At 71.1% G+C, this 13195-nt stretch carries 12 protein-coding genes and 1 pseudogene; 2 read left to right on the top strand and 11 right to left on the bottom strand.

What is annotated here, in order from left to right; genetic code table 11:
* Both ACIO3O_RS41745 and ACIO3O_RS41740 read right to left on the bottom strand, forming a co-directional pair.
* Positions 1-1626: pseudogene (locus ACIO3O_RS41745) on the bottom strand (tetratricopeptide repeat protein); the annotation flags it as partial.
* 484 nt (positions 1627-2110) lie between these two features.
* Positions 2111-2308: a hypothetical protein gene (locus ACIO3O_RS41740; RefSeq protein WP_401755938.1), complete on the bottom strand. Its 198-nt coding sequence runs from the start codon at positions 2306-2308 to the stop codon at positions 2111-2113.
* Positions 2309-2473: 165 nt separating this feature from the next.
* Between ACIO3O_RS41740 and ACIO3O_RS41735 the strand changes: the two genes are divergently transcribed.
* Positions 2474-3073 (top strand): hypothetical protein, encoded by a 600-nt coding sequence (locus ACIO3O_RS41735; RefSeq protein WP_401755935.1) that lies wholly within the window; start codon positions 2474-2476, stop codon positions 3071-3073.
* A 156-nt stretch (positions 3074-3229) separates the two neighbouring features.
* Here ACIO3O_RS41735 and ACIO3O_RS41730 read toward each other — a convergent pair whose 3' ends face one another.
* Complete coding sequence (locus ACIO3O_RS41730) at positions 3230-3484, bottom strand: hypothetical protein (protein ID WP_401755932.1); 255 nt, start codon at positions 3482-3484, stop codon at positions 3230-3232.
* Between the two features lie 91 nt (positions 3485-3575).
* On the bottom strand, positions 3576-4661 hold the full coding sequence (locus ACIO3O_RS41725) for a helix-turn-helix domain-containing protein (protein ID WP_401755929.1): 1086 nt from the start codon (positions 4659-4661) through the stop codon (positions 3576-3578).
* Between the two features lie 1128 nt (positions 4662-5789).
* On the opposite strand from ACIO3O_RS41725, the gene ACIO3O_RS41720 reads away from it, so the two are divergent.
* Complete coding sequence (locus ACIO3O_RS41720; protein WP_401755926.1) at positions 5790-6575, top strand: hypothetical protein; 786 nt, start codon at positions 5790-5792, stop codon at positions 6573-6575.
* On the opposite strand, the gene ACIO3O_RS41715 is transcribed toward ACIO3O_RS41720, so the two are convergent.
* The 7 genes from ACIO3O_RS41715 to ACIO3O_RS41685 all read right to left on the bottom strand — a co-directional run bounded on the left by ACIO3O_RS41715 (position 6518) and on the right by ACIO3O_RS41685 (position 12594).
* Positions 6518-6877 (bottom strand): hypothetical protein, encoded by a 360-nt coding sequence (locus tag ACIO3O_RS41715; RefSeq protein ID WP_401755923.1) that lies wholly within the window; start codon positions 6875-6877, stop codon positions 6518-6520. The two genes, ACIO3O_RS41720 and ACIO3O_RS41715, sit on opposite strands and share 58 nt — an antisense overlap.
* A gap of 124 nt (positions 6878-7001) precedes the next feature.
* Positions 7002-7334: a hypothetical protein gene (locus ACIO3O_RS41710; RefSeq protein WP_401755920.1), complete on the bottom strand. Its 333-nt coding sequence runs from the start codon at positions 7332-7334 to the stop codon at positions 7002-7004.
* The gene (locus ACIO3O_RS41705) at positions 7331-8230 is read right to left on the bottom strand and encodes a replication initiation protein (RefSeq protein WP_401755917.1); all 900 of its coding nucleotides are present in this window, start codon (positions 8228-8230) and stop codon (positions 7331-7333) included. Before ACIO3O_RS41705 ends, ACIO3O_RS41710 begins: the two co-directional genes overlap by 4 nt.
* A gap of 170 nt (positions 8231-8400) precedes the next feature.
* A complete protein-coding gene (locus ACIO3O_RS41700; RefSeq protein ID WP_401755914.1) occupies positions 8401-9243 on the bottom strand; it encodes a PP2C family protein-serine/threonine phosphatase in 843 nt (280 codons plus the stop codon).
* Positions 9240-9704 carry a hypothetical protein gene (locus ACIO3O_RS41695; protein WP_401755911.1) on the bottom strand — a complete coding sequence of 155 codons (465 nt, stop codon included), beginning with the start codon at positions 9702-9704 and terminating at the stop codon, positions 9240-9242. Before ACIO3O_RS41695 ends, ACIO3O_RS41700 begins: the two co-directional genes overlap by 4 nt.
* Positions 9701-10039: a hypothetical protein gene (locus ACIO3O_RS41690; RefSeq protein WP_401755908.1), complete on the bottom strand. Its 339-nt coding sequence runs from the start codon at positions 10037-10039 to the stop codon at positions 9701-9703. Before ACIO3O_RS41690 ends, ACIO3O_RS41695 begins: the two co-directional genes overlap by 4 nt.
* Complete coding sequence (locus ACIO3O_RS41685) at positions 10036-12594, bottom strand: Helicase associated domain protein (protein WP_401755905.1); 2559 nt, start codon at positions 12592-12594, stop codon at positions 10036-10038. Before ACIO3O_RS41685 ends, ACIO3O_RS41690 begins: the two co-directional genes overlap by 4 nt.
* Between the last annotated feature and the right edge of the window lie 601 nt (positions 12595-13195).

Here is a 13195-nt window from a genome sequence, read left to right as displayed (position 1 = left end):
CGTGGCGAGGTTGTTGCGGCTGGTGAGGGTGTCGGGGTGGTCGGGCCCGAGAGCCTGGGCTTCTGCCACTGCAACGTGCGTGCGCAGGACGAGTTCCGCGGCGTTCATGCCCGCGTCCCCCAACGCGCTGGCAAGGGCGTCCAAGAGGTTGCGGGTGGTGATGAAGTGGGATGCGGGTGCGCGGTCGAGGTGGGCGGGGAGGTGGGGGGCGAGGAGCTGCGCGGTGGGCCAGCCCGTCCGCCCTGCCGCGACGACGTCGTGCACCGTCTGGGCCAGGTGTGTGTCGAGCACCGTGTACCAGCGGGCGCGCTCCGCGTCGGCGTCGGGGGCGGCAGGGCTGGTTGCGGGCTGGGGGAGTGCCATGATCTCCCGGATCAGAGGATGGAGGACGACCTGGACCACGCTCTCACCGCCCGCACCGGCCCCTCCGGGGGCGGGGCTCCTGCTGGTGGTGTGGGGGGTGCCCAGGAGCCCGTACCGGTCGAGTCCGGCGAAGGCCGCGTCCAGCGCGACCGGTGACACCTGGGTGTGGGTGAGGCCGGAGAGCAGGGGCGGGGTGATGAGGGTGCGGGGGATGGGGGCGCCTTCCAGGAGCGCGAGGAGGCGCAGCAGTGGCCGGGCGTGCGGGATGGCGTCCCGCTCCAGCTGGTCGAGGGAGAGTTCCCAGGTGTGCCGGACCAGGGTGCGTGCCACGTCCGGATCGTCGGCCAGTCCGTTCTCGGCACCGACCAGATCCCCGAACTCGGTTTCCAGCGCCTGCCGGTAGGCGGTGAAGGTCCGGTACCTGCTGGTGGGTTCGGCGAGGTAGCGGCCGGCGGCGTTCAGGGCGAGCGGGAGCCCGCCCAGCCGCACCCCCAGCAACACCCCTTCCTCCCCTGTCCCGGCCGCCGGTGCCGCGTCGCACAGCACCACCCCGGCGGGCTGCTCCTCCAGCGGTTCCAGCCGCACCAGGTGCGCCTGCGCCCCCCAGGTGGCGGCGGTGGTGTCGCGGCTGGTCACCACGACCAGCCCCGGCCCGTCCGCACGCAGCCACCCCCGGTAGGCATCCACCGGCTCGACGCCCGGCCCGATATGTCCGGGGGTGTCGACGTTGTCGACCACGATCACCCACCCCGTACACGCACCCAGGTGTTCCCACACCACGTCCACGAGCGCGGCGCCGCCCCGCCGCGCGTCTTCCAGGCGGGTGTCGGTGAGACCGAGGTCCTGGGCCATGCGGGTCAGGCTGTCGGCGAGCTGGGCGGGGCTGTCCTGCCACCGCACCCAGAACACCCGCTTCCCGGCCACCCGGGCGTCCTCGGCGGCTGCGGCGGCGAGGGTGGTCTTGCCGAGCCCGCCCGCCCCGCACACCACGACCAGTCCGCCCGCGCCCTTCACCAGACCCGCCAGCACACCGCGTTCATGCCCTCGTCCACGGACGGGAACCTGCACCACCGGCGGGCGCAGCGACGCCTCCACCGCCGCGGCCGGAACCCACGCCCGACGGGAACCGCCAGGCGGCTCGGTGGCGGGCTCGGCGTTGGGGCGCTCGCGCAACGCCAGGGACAGGCCGATACCGAGCACCGCAGCGGTGCCGCCGACTACGCTCGCCGTCTGGTCCGCGACCTCCAGCCCGACTCGTGCCACTACCCACGCGATCCCCCCGACCAGGAGCGCAGCCACCACCACCCACACCAGCCGGACCCCCGGCCGCCGCCACCCTCCCCGGCCTGCTGCCCGGCCACCCTGTCCACGCATCCCCACCACGGCCCCCCGGTCGTCCTTGCCGTGATCCTGCCCGCGCACCGCCGCAAGCGCAGCCCGTCGGGCCGAAATCGGCACACCGTCGTGACGCGACCACGTGCTCGACCGCCCGGTCCCGGTGCAGTGCCGTCCTCCCACCTCGGTGCGAGCTCAAGGGTGCAGATGCCACGCGTACGCCTCTCGCGGACGTACGCGTGGCAGCCCGCGAACCGACCAACCCCAGGGCCTTCTGGGGAAGCGTCCTGCGCCTTGCCTGATTCGGCATTCGGGAATTCGGGCGTGTTACAGGAGTCGGAGAGTGTGCATCGCTGCAGGTCACGGCGATGGTGGCAGAAGCGGCATGGCAAGCTGCTGCGCGCATCAGGCCTCACTTGCCGGGGGCGACGGTGGCCGCCGGGCCGGTCAGCCGTACGGTGCGAGCTCGGCCGCCCGATGCCGGAAGTCCCCCGGGGTGCACCATGCCGGGGTCGATGCGGCCGTTACCGAGTTGGCCACGCGCCTGGCGGAGCCGGTTCTGCTGGGCTTTGCCGTCCTCGCCGTACGAGGCCGCGTCAAGCGCTGACACCTGCTGCAGTGCCGCTTGGTGTTGGTGGATATCGGCGGTGGAACGCCGTGGCCGTCCGCTTCCGGTTGTGGGTGAGTTGTCGTGTTTCGCCTCCGGCGGGCGGGCGCGTACGGGAGAGTCGGTGTCAGAGCATCGAGGTACGGGCGGCGGAGGAAGGGGAGCGCGGTGGCGGAGGACGAGACGTGGACCACGGATGAGTACGGCACGTCCCATGAGGGCCGGGTGGGTGTCCTGCTCCCGGACGGCAGCGTGCCCAAGCCGGTCTACTTCGACGGCGCTTCCACGGTCGGGCAGCTGGTGGCGCACTGGTCGGTGTACGACGGCGAGGGCTTCCACGGGCCGCGTGCCCAGTCGCTGAGGGCGGAGTGCTCGTGCGGCTGGGAAGGCGAGCCCCACCCGCTGGACTGGGAGGCGTACGGGGACGTCCCGATGCGCAAGGCGGCCCGGGACCTCGCGAACGAGTGCCTGCACGACTGGGACCAGCACACCGTCCAGATCGGCGAGAGCACGGCGGCCCTGCCGGAGGACCTGGTGGAGCTCCTGCGGGAGGTAGAGCGCCGCATCGAGCAGATTCCTCACGAGACCCCGGTCGTGACCTTGAAGGCGCTGCGCCATCTGGAAGTCCTGGCCGTGCGACTGGGGCACGGGGCCGCGCAAGACGCCCGGTGCGAGCCGGTGGAGGAGGTAGCTGCCGGGCTCGGACTCGACGTGCGGGCGGCGAAGGCGCTGCTGGCGCGCTTCGGACAGTGGGACTTCTACGGCTGATCCTGCTGACGGTGTTCCGGCCGGGGTGTGCCGGGGTGTCAGGGCCCACGGTGCTGCTGCGGTTTCATGCCGGGGTGTCGGTGGGGGTGCCCGGGCACACCCCGGTGGGTTCGTACCGACTGTGCTGATCGGTGCGAACCCATCGGGGATTGTGGGTCAGCGGCGCCGGAGGGCGGCGACGGCCGCGGCGGCGGCAATGGCAGCGAAGATCACTCCGAGGACCGCGGCACCGACGGTGAGGGGAACGGCTGCGGAAGGGTGGCGCCAGGCCAGGTAGACCGCTCCGAAGCCGATGATCAGGAGGACGGTCAGGCTTATGCCGAAGAGCGCCAAGATCATGCCGAGGGAGGCGGGGCCGGGGGCCGGTGCCGCCGGGGCGGGGGGTTCCGGCCGGGGGTCGGGCTGGGACATGAACGTTCTCTCCTTGGACGGGGCGCGCGATGGTGGCGCGGTAAGCAGTGGCGTGGCGGCCGTATGGCGGCGGGCAGGCCCGGGATGACGGTCAGCCGAAGGCTCCGGCCGACACGGTCGGCCGGGGGACGGCGTGCTGGAGGGTGTCCCAGCGGGCCTTCAGCCGGGCGGGATCACCGCAGAGCGCCGCTGCCAGTGCGGCGACGGTCTCTTCTCGCAGCAGGTGTGCCTGGGGCACGGTGGTGGTGGTCAGCAGGGCGGTGAGCAGCGGCTCTTCCCAGCGGGCGCAGGTGGCGACCTTGTCCAGGACGTCGTCGGCCGCAGGGCAGCCGGCCGCGAGATGCAGCCCCCGGACGGTGGCCTGGAACGCCGCGAGGGCCTCTTCGTGCGGGGGCTTCTCGGGCTGTGCGGGGGTGGTGCCGTGTGCGCGGTGCCACAGGTCCAGGAAGTCGGCCGGAGTGCGGTCTGCAGCCTTCGCGATCCGCTCGACGGCGGTCCAGGACGGGAAGCGCTCGGCGGCCAGCAGCCGGTAGACGTACGAGGCGGACAGGTCCGCCTTGTCGGCGAGCCGGCGCAGGGGGAGCCCGGAGCGGCGGTGCAGGTGCGACAGCGCGGACGCCAGCGCTCCGCGCTCTGCGGCCCGGTCTTGGGCGGAGGCAGCCGGAGCGCGCTCCACAGCCACCGCCTGGTCCTCGTCGGTGAGGAGCGAAGGGGCGCCGGGGCGCCGGGCCCGGCGTGCGCGCAGCACGTGGGCGGCGCGGGCGGCGGAGAACCGGGACTTCAGGGAGCTGATGCCCGCGGGCATCACCTCGGCGATGTCACTCCAGCTCGCGCCGCGCTCCAGGGCCTCGCGGACCGCGATGGTCAGGTAGTCGTCGAGGTCACGCTGCAGGGCGAGTCCGGCCCTCAGCGGATCGGCGGGCGGTGCGGGCTGGCCGAGGGAGGCGGCCCGGGAGACGAGGCTCGCGCGGGCCGCCACCGACTGGCCTATCAGACTGAGTTCGTGCGCGTAGGCGGTGGGCTGCGGCACGGCGCGCCGGGCGCGGAAGGCGGCAGACCGGCACCGCGAGGAGCAGTACGTGGGGGGCCGGCCCCCGCGGATGTTGCGGAAGAACTCGCCGCCGCAGCGCGGGCACGTCCGTGGACGCGGGCCGTCGGCGCGGGTGGTGGGGTACATGGTTGTTCGCCAGGTTCCGGAGGTTCAGGGACGAGGTGCGGGCGGTGCGCCGGTTGACAGGCGTCCGCGCGTTTCGTTTCGCCCAAGTGGAATATGAGGGAGGCGGCGACGGCACGAAAGTGCCTGCAGCCGCCGGGAGTCAGACGCCGACGGTGTGCCGTGCGCGGGCACCCCGGACGGCCGCGGGAGCCCTGGTGGCCTGCACCGTTCCCGCCCGGTAGGAGCGGCCCAGCGCGTAACGGCGGAAAGGCGGCGCGCAGACAACGGGCCCGGGGGTACTCCCGGGCTCCCGTACGCCCTGTTGCCTACGGGGGCGACCCTCGCAGAACCCCACTTCTGCGGAAGGCGCCGTGTTACGGTCGAACGGACTGGTCAGGACCACGTTGTCCTGGCCGGAGAGACGCGGAGCGAAAGACATTTCCACCAGCTTTCGTTGCGTACGGCAGTAAGGCGGAGGAGCCCGAGACGAGGTTGGTACCCGGGCGCTCGGGCCCCTCCGGTGCCACGACCCTAGCCCTTGAGCGCAACAGACAGCGACCGAATCGTCACGCCGCAGAATCTTCCACATGGCGGATGATCGAGTTCAATTCCCTTGCACAGGGCCGGACTTGGCGAACATCACCGCACATGCTCCCGGCCCGCCCACGCGAAGCGCTGACCGACCGTCACATCTGCGGTCCCCCGAGCCTAGGTCCTCATACACCCTTTTCCGGGAGATCTGGCATATTCCATCGGAAGCCTGCGCCCGCGACTAGCCTGTGCGTGGCCCTCCTGCAGCTCACCACGTTCGGCGATGGAACCAGCCGCCTGAAACAGCCCGTTGCCGCTTGCAGATCGCTATTCATGGACGACGAGTTCGTTCGGCCCGCGCGTCCGCACGGGATCACCAAATCAGCCCGTGGGCGACGGACTTGCGTGCCACAGCCCCGCCGGGGCCGGTATGTACCCAGCCGACACCCCTCTTCCAGGAGGCCGGCCACCCCGGACGCCGGGGTACGACGCCAGCCCAGGCCGCCGCCGCGGACTCACCCGCCCAACCGAGCCGCCCCCCAACCTCGTGAACACCCACCGGCTGTTCTCCTGTTGCTGGTGTACTTGCTGCGCAAGGACCAACCGCGAGGAGAACGCATGGGCGGGTACAGCAGGGGCTACACCGTGAGCAGCCGGGGCGCGTGGGCGTCTTGGGTGTGCGACCGGGAAGGCTGCGGTGCCACGGGCACCGGCCGCGGGGAGGAGCCCGCGGACCGCGCGGCGTGGGCAGCCGCAGCGCACCAGCAGGAGGCCCACCACCAGGCGGTGGCCGACGAAGCAACCCGCGCGCTGACGGACGCCGCCGACCTCCTCCGTGCGTCCTCCAGTTCGTTGACGGACGTCGACGTCCGCACCCACCGCGGCACGGCGTGCGTCACTCCGCAGGCCGCGTGGGACGCCTTGAGCCTGTGGGCGGTCCAACTGCGCAGCCAGCAACCCGAACCCGGGGACAAGGACGCCCGGTACGGATGGCGCCTCGATCAGAGCCTCGCCCGCCAAGGCATCTGCACCCACGAGCCCGCACCGCCCCGCCCCCAGCCGACATCGAAGCCCAGCCCCATTGCCGCAGCAGCCGCCCCGATCACGGAGGCCCTCATCGCGGTCGGGGAACTCCCGGTCAACGTGTTCTCCGCGGACGTGCTGATCTCGTACACCCACACCGGCTGTGTCGTGCGCGTGGCCGACCACCGGGCCAACCACCGCGCAGAGGTGGAGCAGGAGTTCCGGGCCGCGTTCACCGCCGCCGGATGGAGCGTGACGAAGACCTTCGGCGAAGGCGCGGGTCTCGGCTTCCGCCTCCCGCCGGCCGATGCCGACCGTACGGGTCAGCGCCCCGACTCGGGGTTCGTGCCGGGGGTGAACGCTACGGCCCCGGGGGTGTAGTTCTTGGCGAAGCCGCGAACGACCTGGGTACCGAGTGCCTTGAGGTCGGCGTAGCCGATTAGCCCGTCCCAGTCCTTGGTGTCGACGTACGTACGGCAGGAGGGGCAGACGTAGAAGCGGTCGCCGGAGGACCAGTCGTAGAGCGGGGTGGGGACCAGGTACTCGGTGACGGTGTAGTAGACGACGGCACCGGGCTTCGAGCAGAAATCGCACTCCGGGACGTGCGGCCGCGGTCCGAACACGGGCGGGCCCGAAGCCTCGTACGACGAGCTGGAGCCGGAGGAGAAGGTGCCGTTGTCCATACCGGCATCGTCCCAGACCTCGCCCCCGGCCCCGGCCGTTCCGCTCAGATCAGGCAGCCGTCCTCGACCCGCTGTACCTGCTGCTCCTGTGACCGGTCCGCCGGAGCGCGGCAGTCCCGCTCGATCACGGAGTGCGGCCTCGGCGTTCTCCAGACCGACCCGTCGCAGGGCTTTCACCGGCGGCGTAGCGGCTGAGGTCGATACCGGCCGAACGGGCTTCCTTGAGCCGGATGGACACCAGGCCGGCGGAAATGGTCAGCTCGCGCGCGATCTCGTACCCCTTGAGCCCCTGGCGGTGCAGTTCGACGATCTGGTCCCGGCGCTGCCGGGACCGGTCCTCGTACGCCGCGCGTTCCTCGGCGACCATGCGCACCACCGTCCGGGGCGACACCCCGAACCGGCCTGCCAGCTCACGGGCCGTCACGGTACGGCGCTCCCGCATGGGCTCCTGCGTCACGACGTCCCCTTCATGTACTCCAGCATGGCGGCGGCACGTTCGTCCCGGCGCGCAGCGCGCGCGGTGCCGCTCTTCTTGCCGCGGGCGGACTGGATGGCGACGAAGGTCGCCTCGTACACGGCCGCGCCGTCCTTCCACATCCGCGACCTCGTTGTGATCCACCGGTGGATGCTGTTGGCGATCCCACGGGCCTCCACGGTCGGCAGCGGCTCGGCGAACTCGATGTTGCGGGCGTGCACTTCCGCGTGGATGGCGCTGTGGAGGGTCTCGGAGTTTCCGAAATGGTGGCGGACCTCGCGGTACGCCCAGGTCCGGGCCGTCTCAAAGATCGAGCAGTTACGCCCCAGCCCCGTGATGTTGGTACGGAACCTCTTGGTCTCCCGCCAGCGCACCGACGGCATATGGCCGCCCAGCGCCTCCTCCAGTCCTCCGAGCGTGTGCAGATTGCCATGGAGCCACTCCGTGCTCCAGTCCGTGTGCAGCGGATTCTTCGTCATCAGCCCCGAGTAGGCCGCATCCCCATCCATCGCCCGCCGCAGCCCCTCGGTGACGGCGGCAGCGTAGGCCAGCGGCTTGCGCCGGGCGTACTCGGTCCGCGTCACCGCCTCCGCCAGCGCCCACACCGCATGCGCATGCCCGTTCGCCGGGTTCTCCACCACCGCGTTGGGCAGCGGATGCGACCCCACCGACGACACCGCCCGCAGCACCGCATCGGTGTGATCCACGTCCACGACGAGAAGATTGCTCACCGCCGACGGGTTCGCCTCCACGTAACGCCGCGTCATCGCCACCGGCCGCCGCTCCCGCCGGATCCCTTCATGCAGTCGGTTCGTCGCGTACGGCCGCAACGGCAGCCACAACTCGTCCCACTGCCCTGCGGGCAACTCCACGTTCATGTGCTGATCATCCCGGGCCGGTCAGGTCGGAGAGCATCGGACACGCCGCGAACTTTAAAGTCGGTCACGAACCAAGTCAGATGATTGGGGGCTACCGGCCCCTGCTCCAGCGGCAGCCGCTTCACCCCGTCATGAAGGGTGGGGAACTTTAAGGTAAGACAGGAGCCAAGTCAGACACCTCCCCCGGCCCGATCGCCACCGCGAGCCGTCCGCAGGTGAGGGAGGTCCGTGACGAGGACAGTGGCGTTGTCCGCGTCCGCTTCTTCGGGCGTCCACCAGACCGTGGTGTCGAGGAGCTGCCGGACCGCGTCCACGAGGGTGGGCGCCGCGAGTGCTGTGGCCCATTCCCGTTCGGCGCTGTGGTCGTGGACGGGTTCGTACGCCCCGTCGGAGGCCAGCAGCAGCCGGCCCCCGTCGACCTGCCCGAGTGCGATTTCCCCGATCTCCGGGTCCGGGGCGAGGTCTCCGAGGGCGGAGGTCACGCTGTGCCGCCAGCCGGGCGGGGCGTACTGGCCGGCGTCCAGGGCTCGCTGCCGCTGGTTGTGATCGCGGGTCAGCAGCACCGGCCCCTCACCGTCCGGCTCGTAGAGGTAGGCGCGGGCGTCCCCGCACCAGGCCAGCGTGACCGGCCTGCCCGGCACCATCACAGCCAGCACCGCGACCGCGCCAACTTCGGGAGCCCCGGGCTGCTGTGCTTCGTACGCGCATACCGCGTGCAGGGCCCGCACAGCGCTGTACGCCTCCCCGTGCCGGAGCCCGCCCTCCGCGAGGAGCCGGGCCTGCGCCCGCGTCCACTCCCGCACCACCTCGCTGTCGCCGATCCCGTCCAGCAGGGCGAACGCCCGCATCCCGCCCCGCGAGCGCACTGCTGTCGCGTCGCACTGGAACGTCCGCCCGCCCAGCCGCTGCCCCCGCGCGTACGGCAACACCGTCTCCACTCCCCGCTCCTCCTGGTCGCGCCCGCCACCCACCACCATCCCCTGCCTGGTGAGCTCACCGGGGTCCTGGCTCACAGCACTTCGGCGATGCCCCACGGGCCGCAGAGATCGTTGAGCCACCGGTCCGGCAGCTCCCCGTCCCACCCCAGGGCCAGAGCAAAGCGGGCCGTCGACAACTGTTCCAGCGCGATCAGCGATACCGGGTGCGCGAGCAGCTCGTGCCGTCCGTGCTTCGCGATCGCCGACTGCGGCCCGTAGTCCGCGAACAGCCGCACCAACCGCTCGCGGTAGGCGTCCACGAACTCCTCCAGCCGCACCGGGTACGCCGGCCGCTCCACTTCGGGGATCACCGACCACAGGACGGGCAGGACCTCCTCGGTCATGCCGTCGTCGAAGCGCACGTGCACCGCGAACGCCGTGTACGACCGCACCGCGACCGCCAGCACTCTGTCCGCGGCACCGTCCCGCACCTCCTGCGCCGCCTGCTCCACCGGACCGCTGGTGTACGCGGCCGCGCTCATCTGGTCGTCGCTCACAGGGAACCCTCCTTCTGGTCAACGACGTTCGTCGCGCCGACGGCACGGCCGTGGGCGGCGGGCACGCCGTCCTGGACCAGGGCGTCGTACCGCTCCCAGGTCCAGGCCAGGTGCCGGGTGTGGCGGTGGCGGCGGCCGCAGGTGTAGCAGCGGACCGAGGAGATCCGCTGCGGGACAAAGGGGTGCACGTCGTCCCGCCACTGCCCTTCGGCCTGCACATGGTCACCGCGATGGCGTCCGCACCCGGGGAAGTCGCAGATCCAGTACCCCTCCAGCGGATCGGGCCCTTCCCGAAACCAGTGCGCCGTGACCAGCACACGCCTCGACGCGCTCACGACGCGCTCCTCCTTGCCGCCCCCACAGTCCACTCCATCCCGATCCCGTCCAGCGCCGCCCGGCGCTCCTCGCTCAGCTTGTCGGCCCGCTTCCGCACATTCGAGATCCACACCCCCAGCTTCACGACGCCCTCGGAGCCCGCCTGAGCGCCGTTCACGCCCTCACCGGACCCCATGGACTCCTCATGCTTCCGAGGCACCCGAAGGTGTCCCTCACGGGCGTAGAACGCCTTCGCCGCCGCGAGGTTGAGCTGCCACTTGTCGTCCTGCGTACGTTTCACCGGCTGCTCATCCTCCCCGGCCGGTTCCAGCCCGAGGACGTTGTCCAACAGCCACTGCTGCGCGGGCAGCAGCGCGTCCCATCCGAACCGGCAGCCCTGCACCCAGCGCCCGAGGTCTTCGCCCTGGACCACGACCTCACCGGATTCCAGGGGGACCCGGCCGCCGTGGTCGAGGTGTTGCTGCACGAGCCGGAAGCACCTCTGCCAGCCCGCGTCCCACACCGGCGACCACCCAGGGTCGATCTCGTCCAGGGCGTCCCGCCGCTCCTGCGACAGCCCCCCGGTGGCAGCCCCCTCGGGCAGCCCGGCCTCCAGCTGCTCCGCACGCGCATCCGCCAGCCGGGCCGCCGTGCGCAAGTTCTTCGCCCACGTCCCGACCGGGTACCCGTCCCACACGGCGGTGGCCGGCGGGAGGAAGTGCCCGTGCTCGGCAGCCCACCGGCGGGCCACAGTCAGTCCTTCCTCGAAGGCGTGGTCCTGGTGCGACCAGATGACCCCGAGCTTCTCCAGCGCCCGCACCCGCTCCGCCGCCAGGTCTCCGGCCCGGTAGTCCGCGCGCTGCCGCTTCAGCCAGGTCCCCAACGGGAACCCACCCGGTGTCCAGTCGGCGGGCGTGACGTAGTCGTAGGGGACCTTCAGCTCGCCGTTCTTCGCAACCTCCTGCGCGTACCTGGCCGCGGCCGCGAACCCGGACCGCCAGTAGTCGGTCTCCGGATGCAGCACCCGCAGCGCCACGAACCGCGCCACCTCCGCCGGATCACGCGGCGTGGAGAACTTCAGCAACTCCCGCGCGGGCGCACTCGGACCCTGCGCCTCACCGGGCTGATCCTGGCGCTCCGCCTCATCGATGTCGTCCGGCTTCCAACTACCCGTCCTCGGGCGGGAGTCAGCCAGAGCTTCGATCACCTCGGTATCGTGCGCCCGCAACGCTCCGAGGACCTTCGCGAGGGTCTCAGCCCCCCTGGACGTCAGCATTTCATCGGGACTTTCCCCCGGCGCAAGGAAAACCGGAACGATCAGACTGGCGATCTTCCCGTCACCGGGCTGCATGCGCAGAGCCCGCCCGACCATTTGCACGATGTCGACCATCGACCCCCGCGCGTCGCAAAAAGCGACGGAATCACAGTCCTTCGTATCGACACCTTCACCCAGGACGCGAACGGACGCGATCATCTTGAACATCGCCGGATAGACGACCGTGCCCCCCTTCCCGTCCGGCACCTCGATCACGTTCGACGCCAGCTGTTCCAGCTGCTCCTTGCGGTAGAGCGGCTTGTGTCCCGCGTACAGCCAGGACGCCCACACCCGCTCCGCCGGGTGGTAGCGCTTCGGGTCCTCCGCGTACAGCCGCGCCGCGACACCGGGCAGCCCTTCGGCCATGGCCTCGGCCTCGCTGATCCGGGAGTGGAAGGTCAGGCACTTCCGCAGGTTCTCGTCCGCGGCCGCCGTGAGCAGTCCGGCCTGGAGCGCCGCGAGGCGGGCCCCGCGTACGACGTCCGAGCCCCGGTCCCCGCCGGCCTGCGCAGCATGCAACTCAGGATCGGAAATATCTACACACACCACCTGATAAGGGGCAATCAAACCGCGCGAAATGGCCTGCGAGAGCGTCAGCTTCCACGCCACCGGCCCGAAAATCGGCGACCCGTCTTCCATGCTCGCGACCAGCCGCGGCGCCTCCCGCCCACCACGGCGTGCGTCCTCGGCGGACTCCCAGATCCTGGCCGTCGCCGTCATGTACAACCTGCGCACGGCCGGGATCTTCGCCTGGTCGTGCACGGCCGCCCACGCCTTCTGGGCATCCCCTGACGTGCGGTGGGCTTCGTCCACGACCATCAGGTCAAACGGCCGCATCCCGAGCGCGTGCGCCTTCCGCACGGCCGTGGTCGCGGTCGAGTACGTCGAGAACACCGTCACCAGCTCGTCGTCCCCCACCCACGACAGCAACTCCACCTCGTCGGTCGTGCACGGCATCCCGCTGGCTGCTGCGACCTTCGCCTCACACGCACCGACCATCGCCCCAGCACGCCCGGCCCGACGCCACTCAGCGGCCATCTGCGCCAGCAGATCCGTCGTCGGCACCAACACCAACACCCGCCGCGCGTGGAGCCGCTGAGCGGCAACTGCAGCGATCCGGGTCTTCCCCGACGCCGTCGCCGCGATCACCTGACACCGCAGCCCCTCCGGCGGCACGGGGGAGCCGGCCGGGAGTTGGAGATAGCGAAGCACGGCGTCGACCGCCTCAATCTGATGTGCGCGAAGCCCATTCTCCGACATTCAGGTTTCCCTTCTGAGAGGCAGACACCGAATTCCTGCTATCCCCTTTGGGGCCGGTGGTAGTCAGCTACTGTGGGAATTAGCCGGTGAAATCCCGGTGTCGTTCTGGCGATTAGCAGTGACAAGTTAGATGCAGATTTTTGGCGAGTCGCCCGGGTGGGTGGTGGTCTGTTCTCTGGGTCCAAGGTAGCGGACCTAGGAGGATGACGCACAGGGGTTGGGGGGAGTGACAGGAAGTGTTCGGAACTGGTAGTGTCGGGGGTGCGGGTTGAAGGGTTCGGCCCGTTTCCGGCCCTGATCTGGTCGGGTTTTGCGGCCACCGGGCAGGGGTGGCCGGCCCTTCGAGCCCCCTCCACTCCCCGCACCCACCAACGCGCCACCCCGTCGCTGCTGCCAGCGGTTCAGGGTCGCGCGGAGCGTGACCCGGGGCCGGATCGCGGAGCGATCAGGCCCGTCGGCGCAGCGCGCCGACCCGTCGTGCGGCGAAGCCGTACGACGGTGCTGGTGGGCCACGGAGTGGACCGGCAGCCCGTATCGCGGAGCGATACGGGAAAGAGCCGCGTAGCGGCTCCGCGTCGTGTCTGCGGAGCAGACCGCGCGC

It is taken from the genome of Streptomyces sp. NPDC087440 (assembly GCF_044744005.1).
Lineage (GTDB): Bacteria > Actinomycetota > Actinomycetes > Streptomycetales > Streptomycetaceae > Streptomyces.
Note: the sequence above shows the minus strand (reverse complement) of the source record. Positions and strands in the feature narration are given on the sequence as shown.

Excerpts from the sequence above, each read along its gene's own strand:
- ACIO3O_RS41720 (WP_401755926.1), top strand. The coding sequence starts at position 5,790 with ATGGGCGGGTACAGCAGGGGCTACACCGTGAGCAGCCGGGGCGCGTGG.
- ACIO3O_RS41730 (WP_401755932.1), bottom strand. The coding sequence starts at position 3,484 with ATGTCCCAGCCCGACCCCCGGCCGGAACCCCCCGCCCCGGCGGCACCG.
- ACIO3O_RS41715 (WP_401755923.1), bottom strand. The coding sequence starts at position 6,877 with ATGGACAACGGCACCTTCTCCTCCGGCTCCAGCTCGTCGTACGAGGCT.
- ACIO3O_RS41705 (WP_401755917.1), bottom strand. The coding sequence starts at position 8,230 with ATGAACGTGGAGTTGCCCGCAGGGCAGTGGGACGAGTTGTGGCTGCCG.
- ACIO3O_RS41685 (WP_401755905.1), bottom strand. The coding sequence starts at position 12,594 with ATGTCGGAGAATGGGCTTCGCGCACATCAGATTGAGGCGGTCGACGCC.
- ACIO3O_RS41725 (WP_401755929.1), bottom strand. The coding sequence starts at position 4,661 with ATGTACCCCACCACCCGCGCCGACGGCCCGCGTCCACGGACGTGCCCG.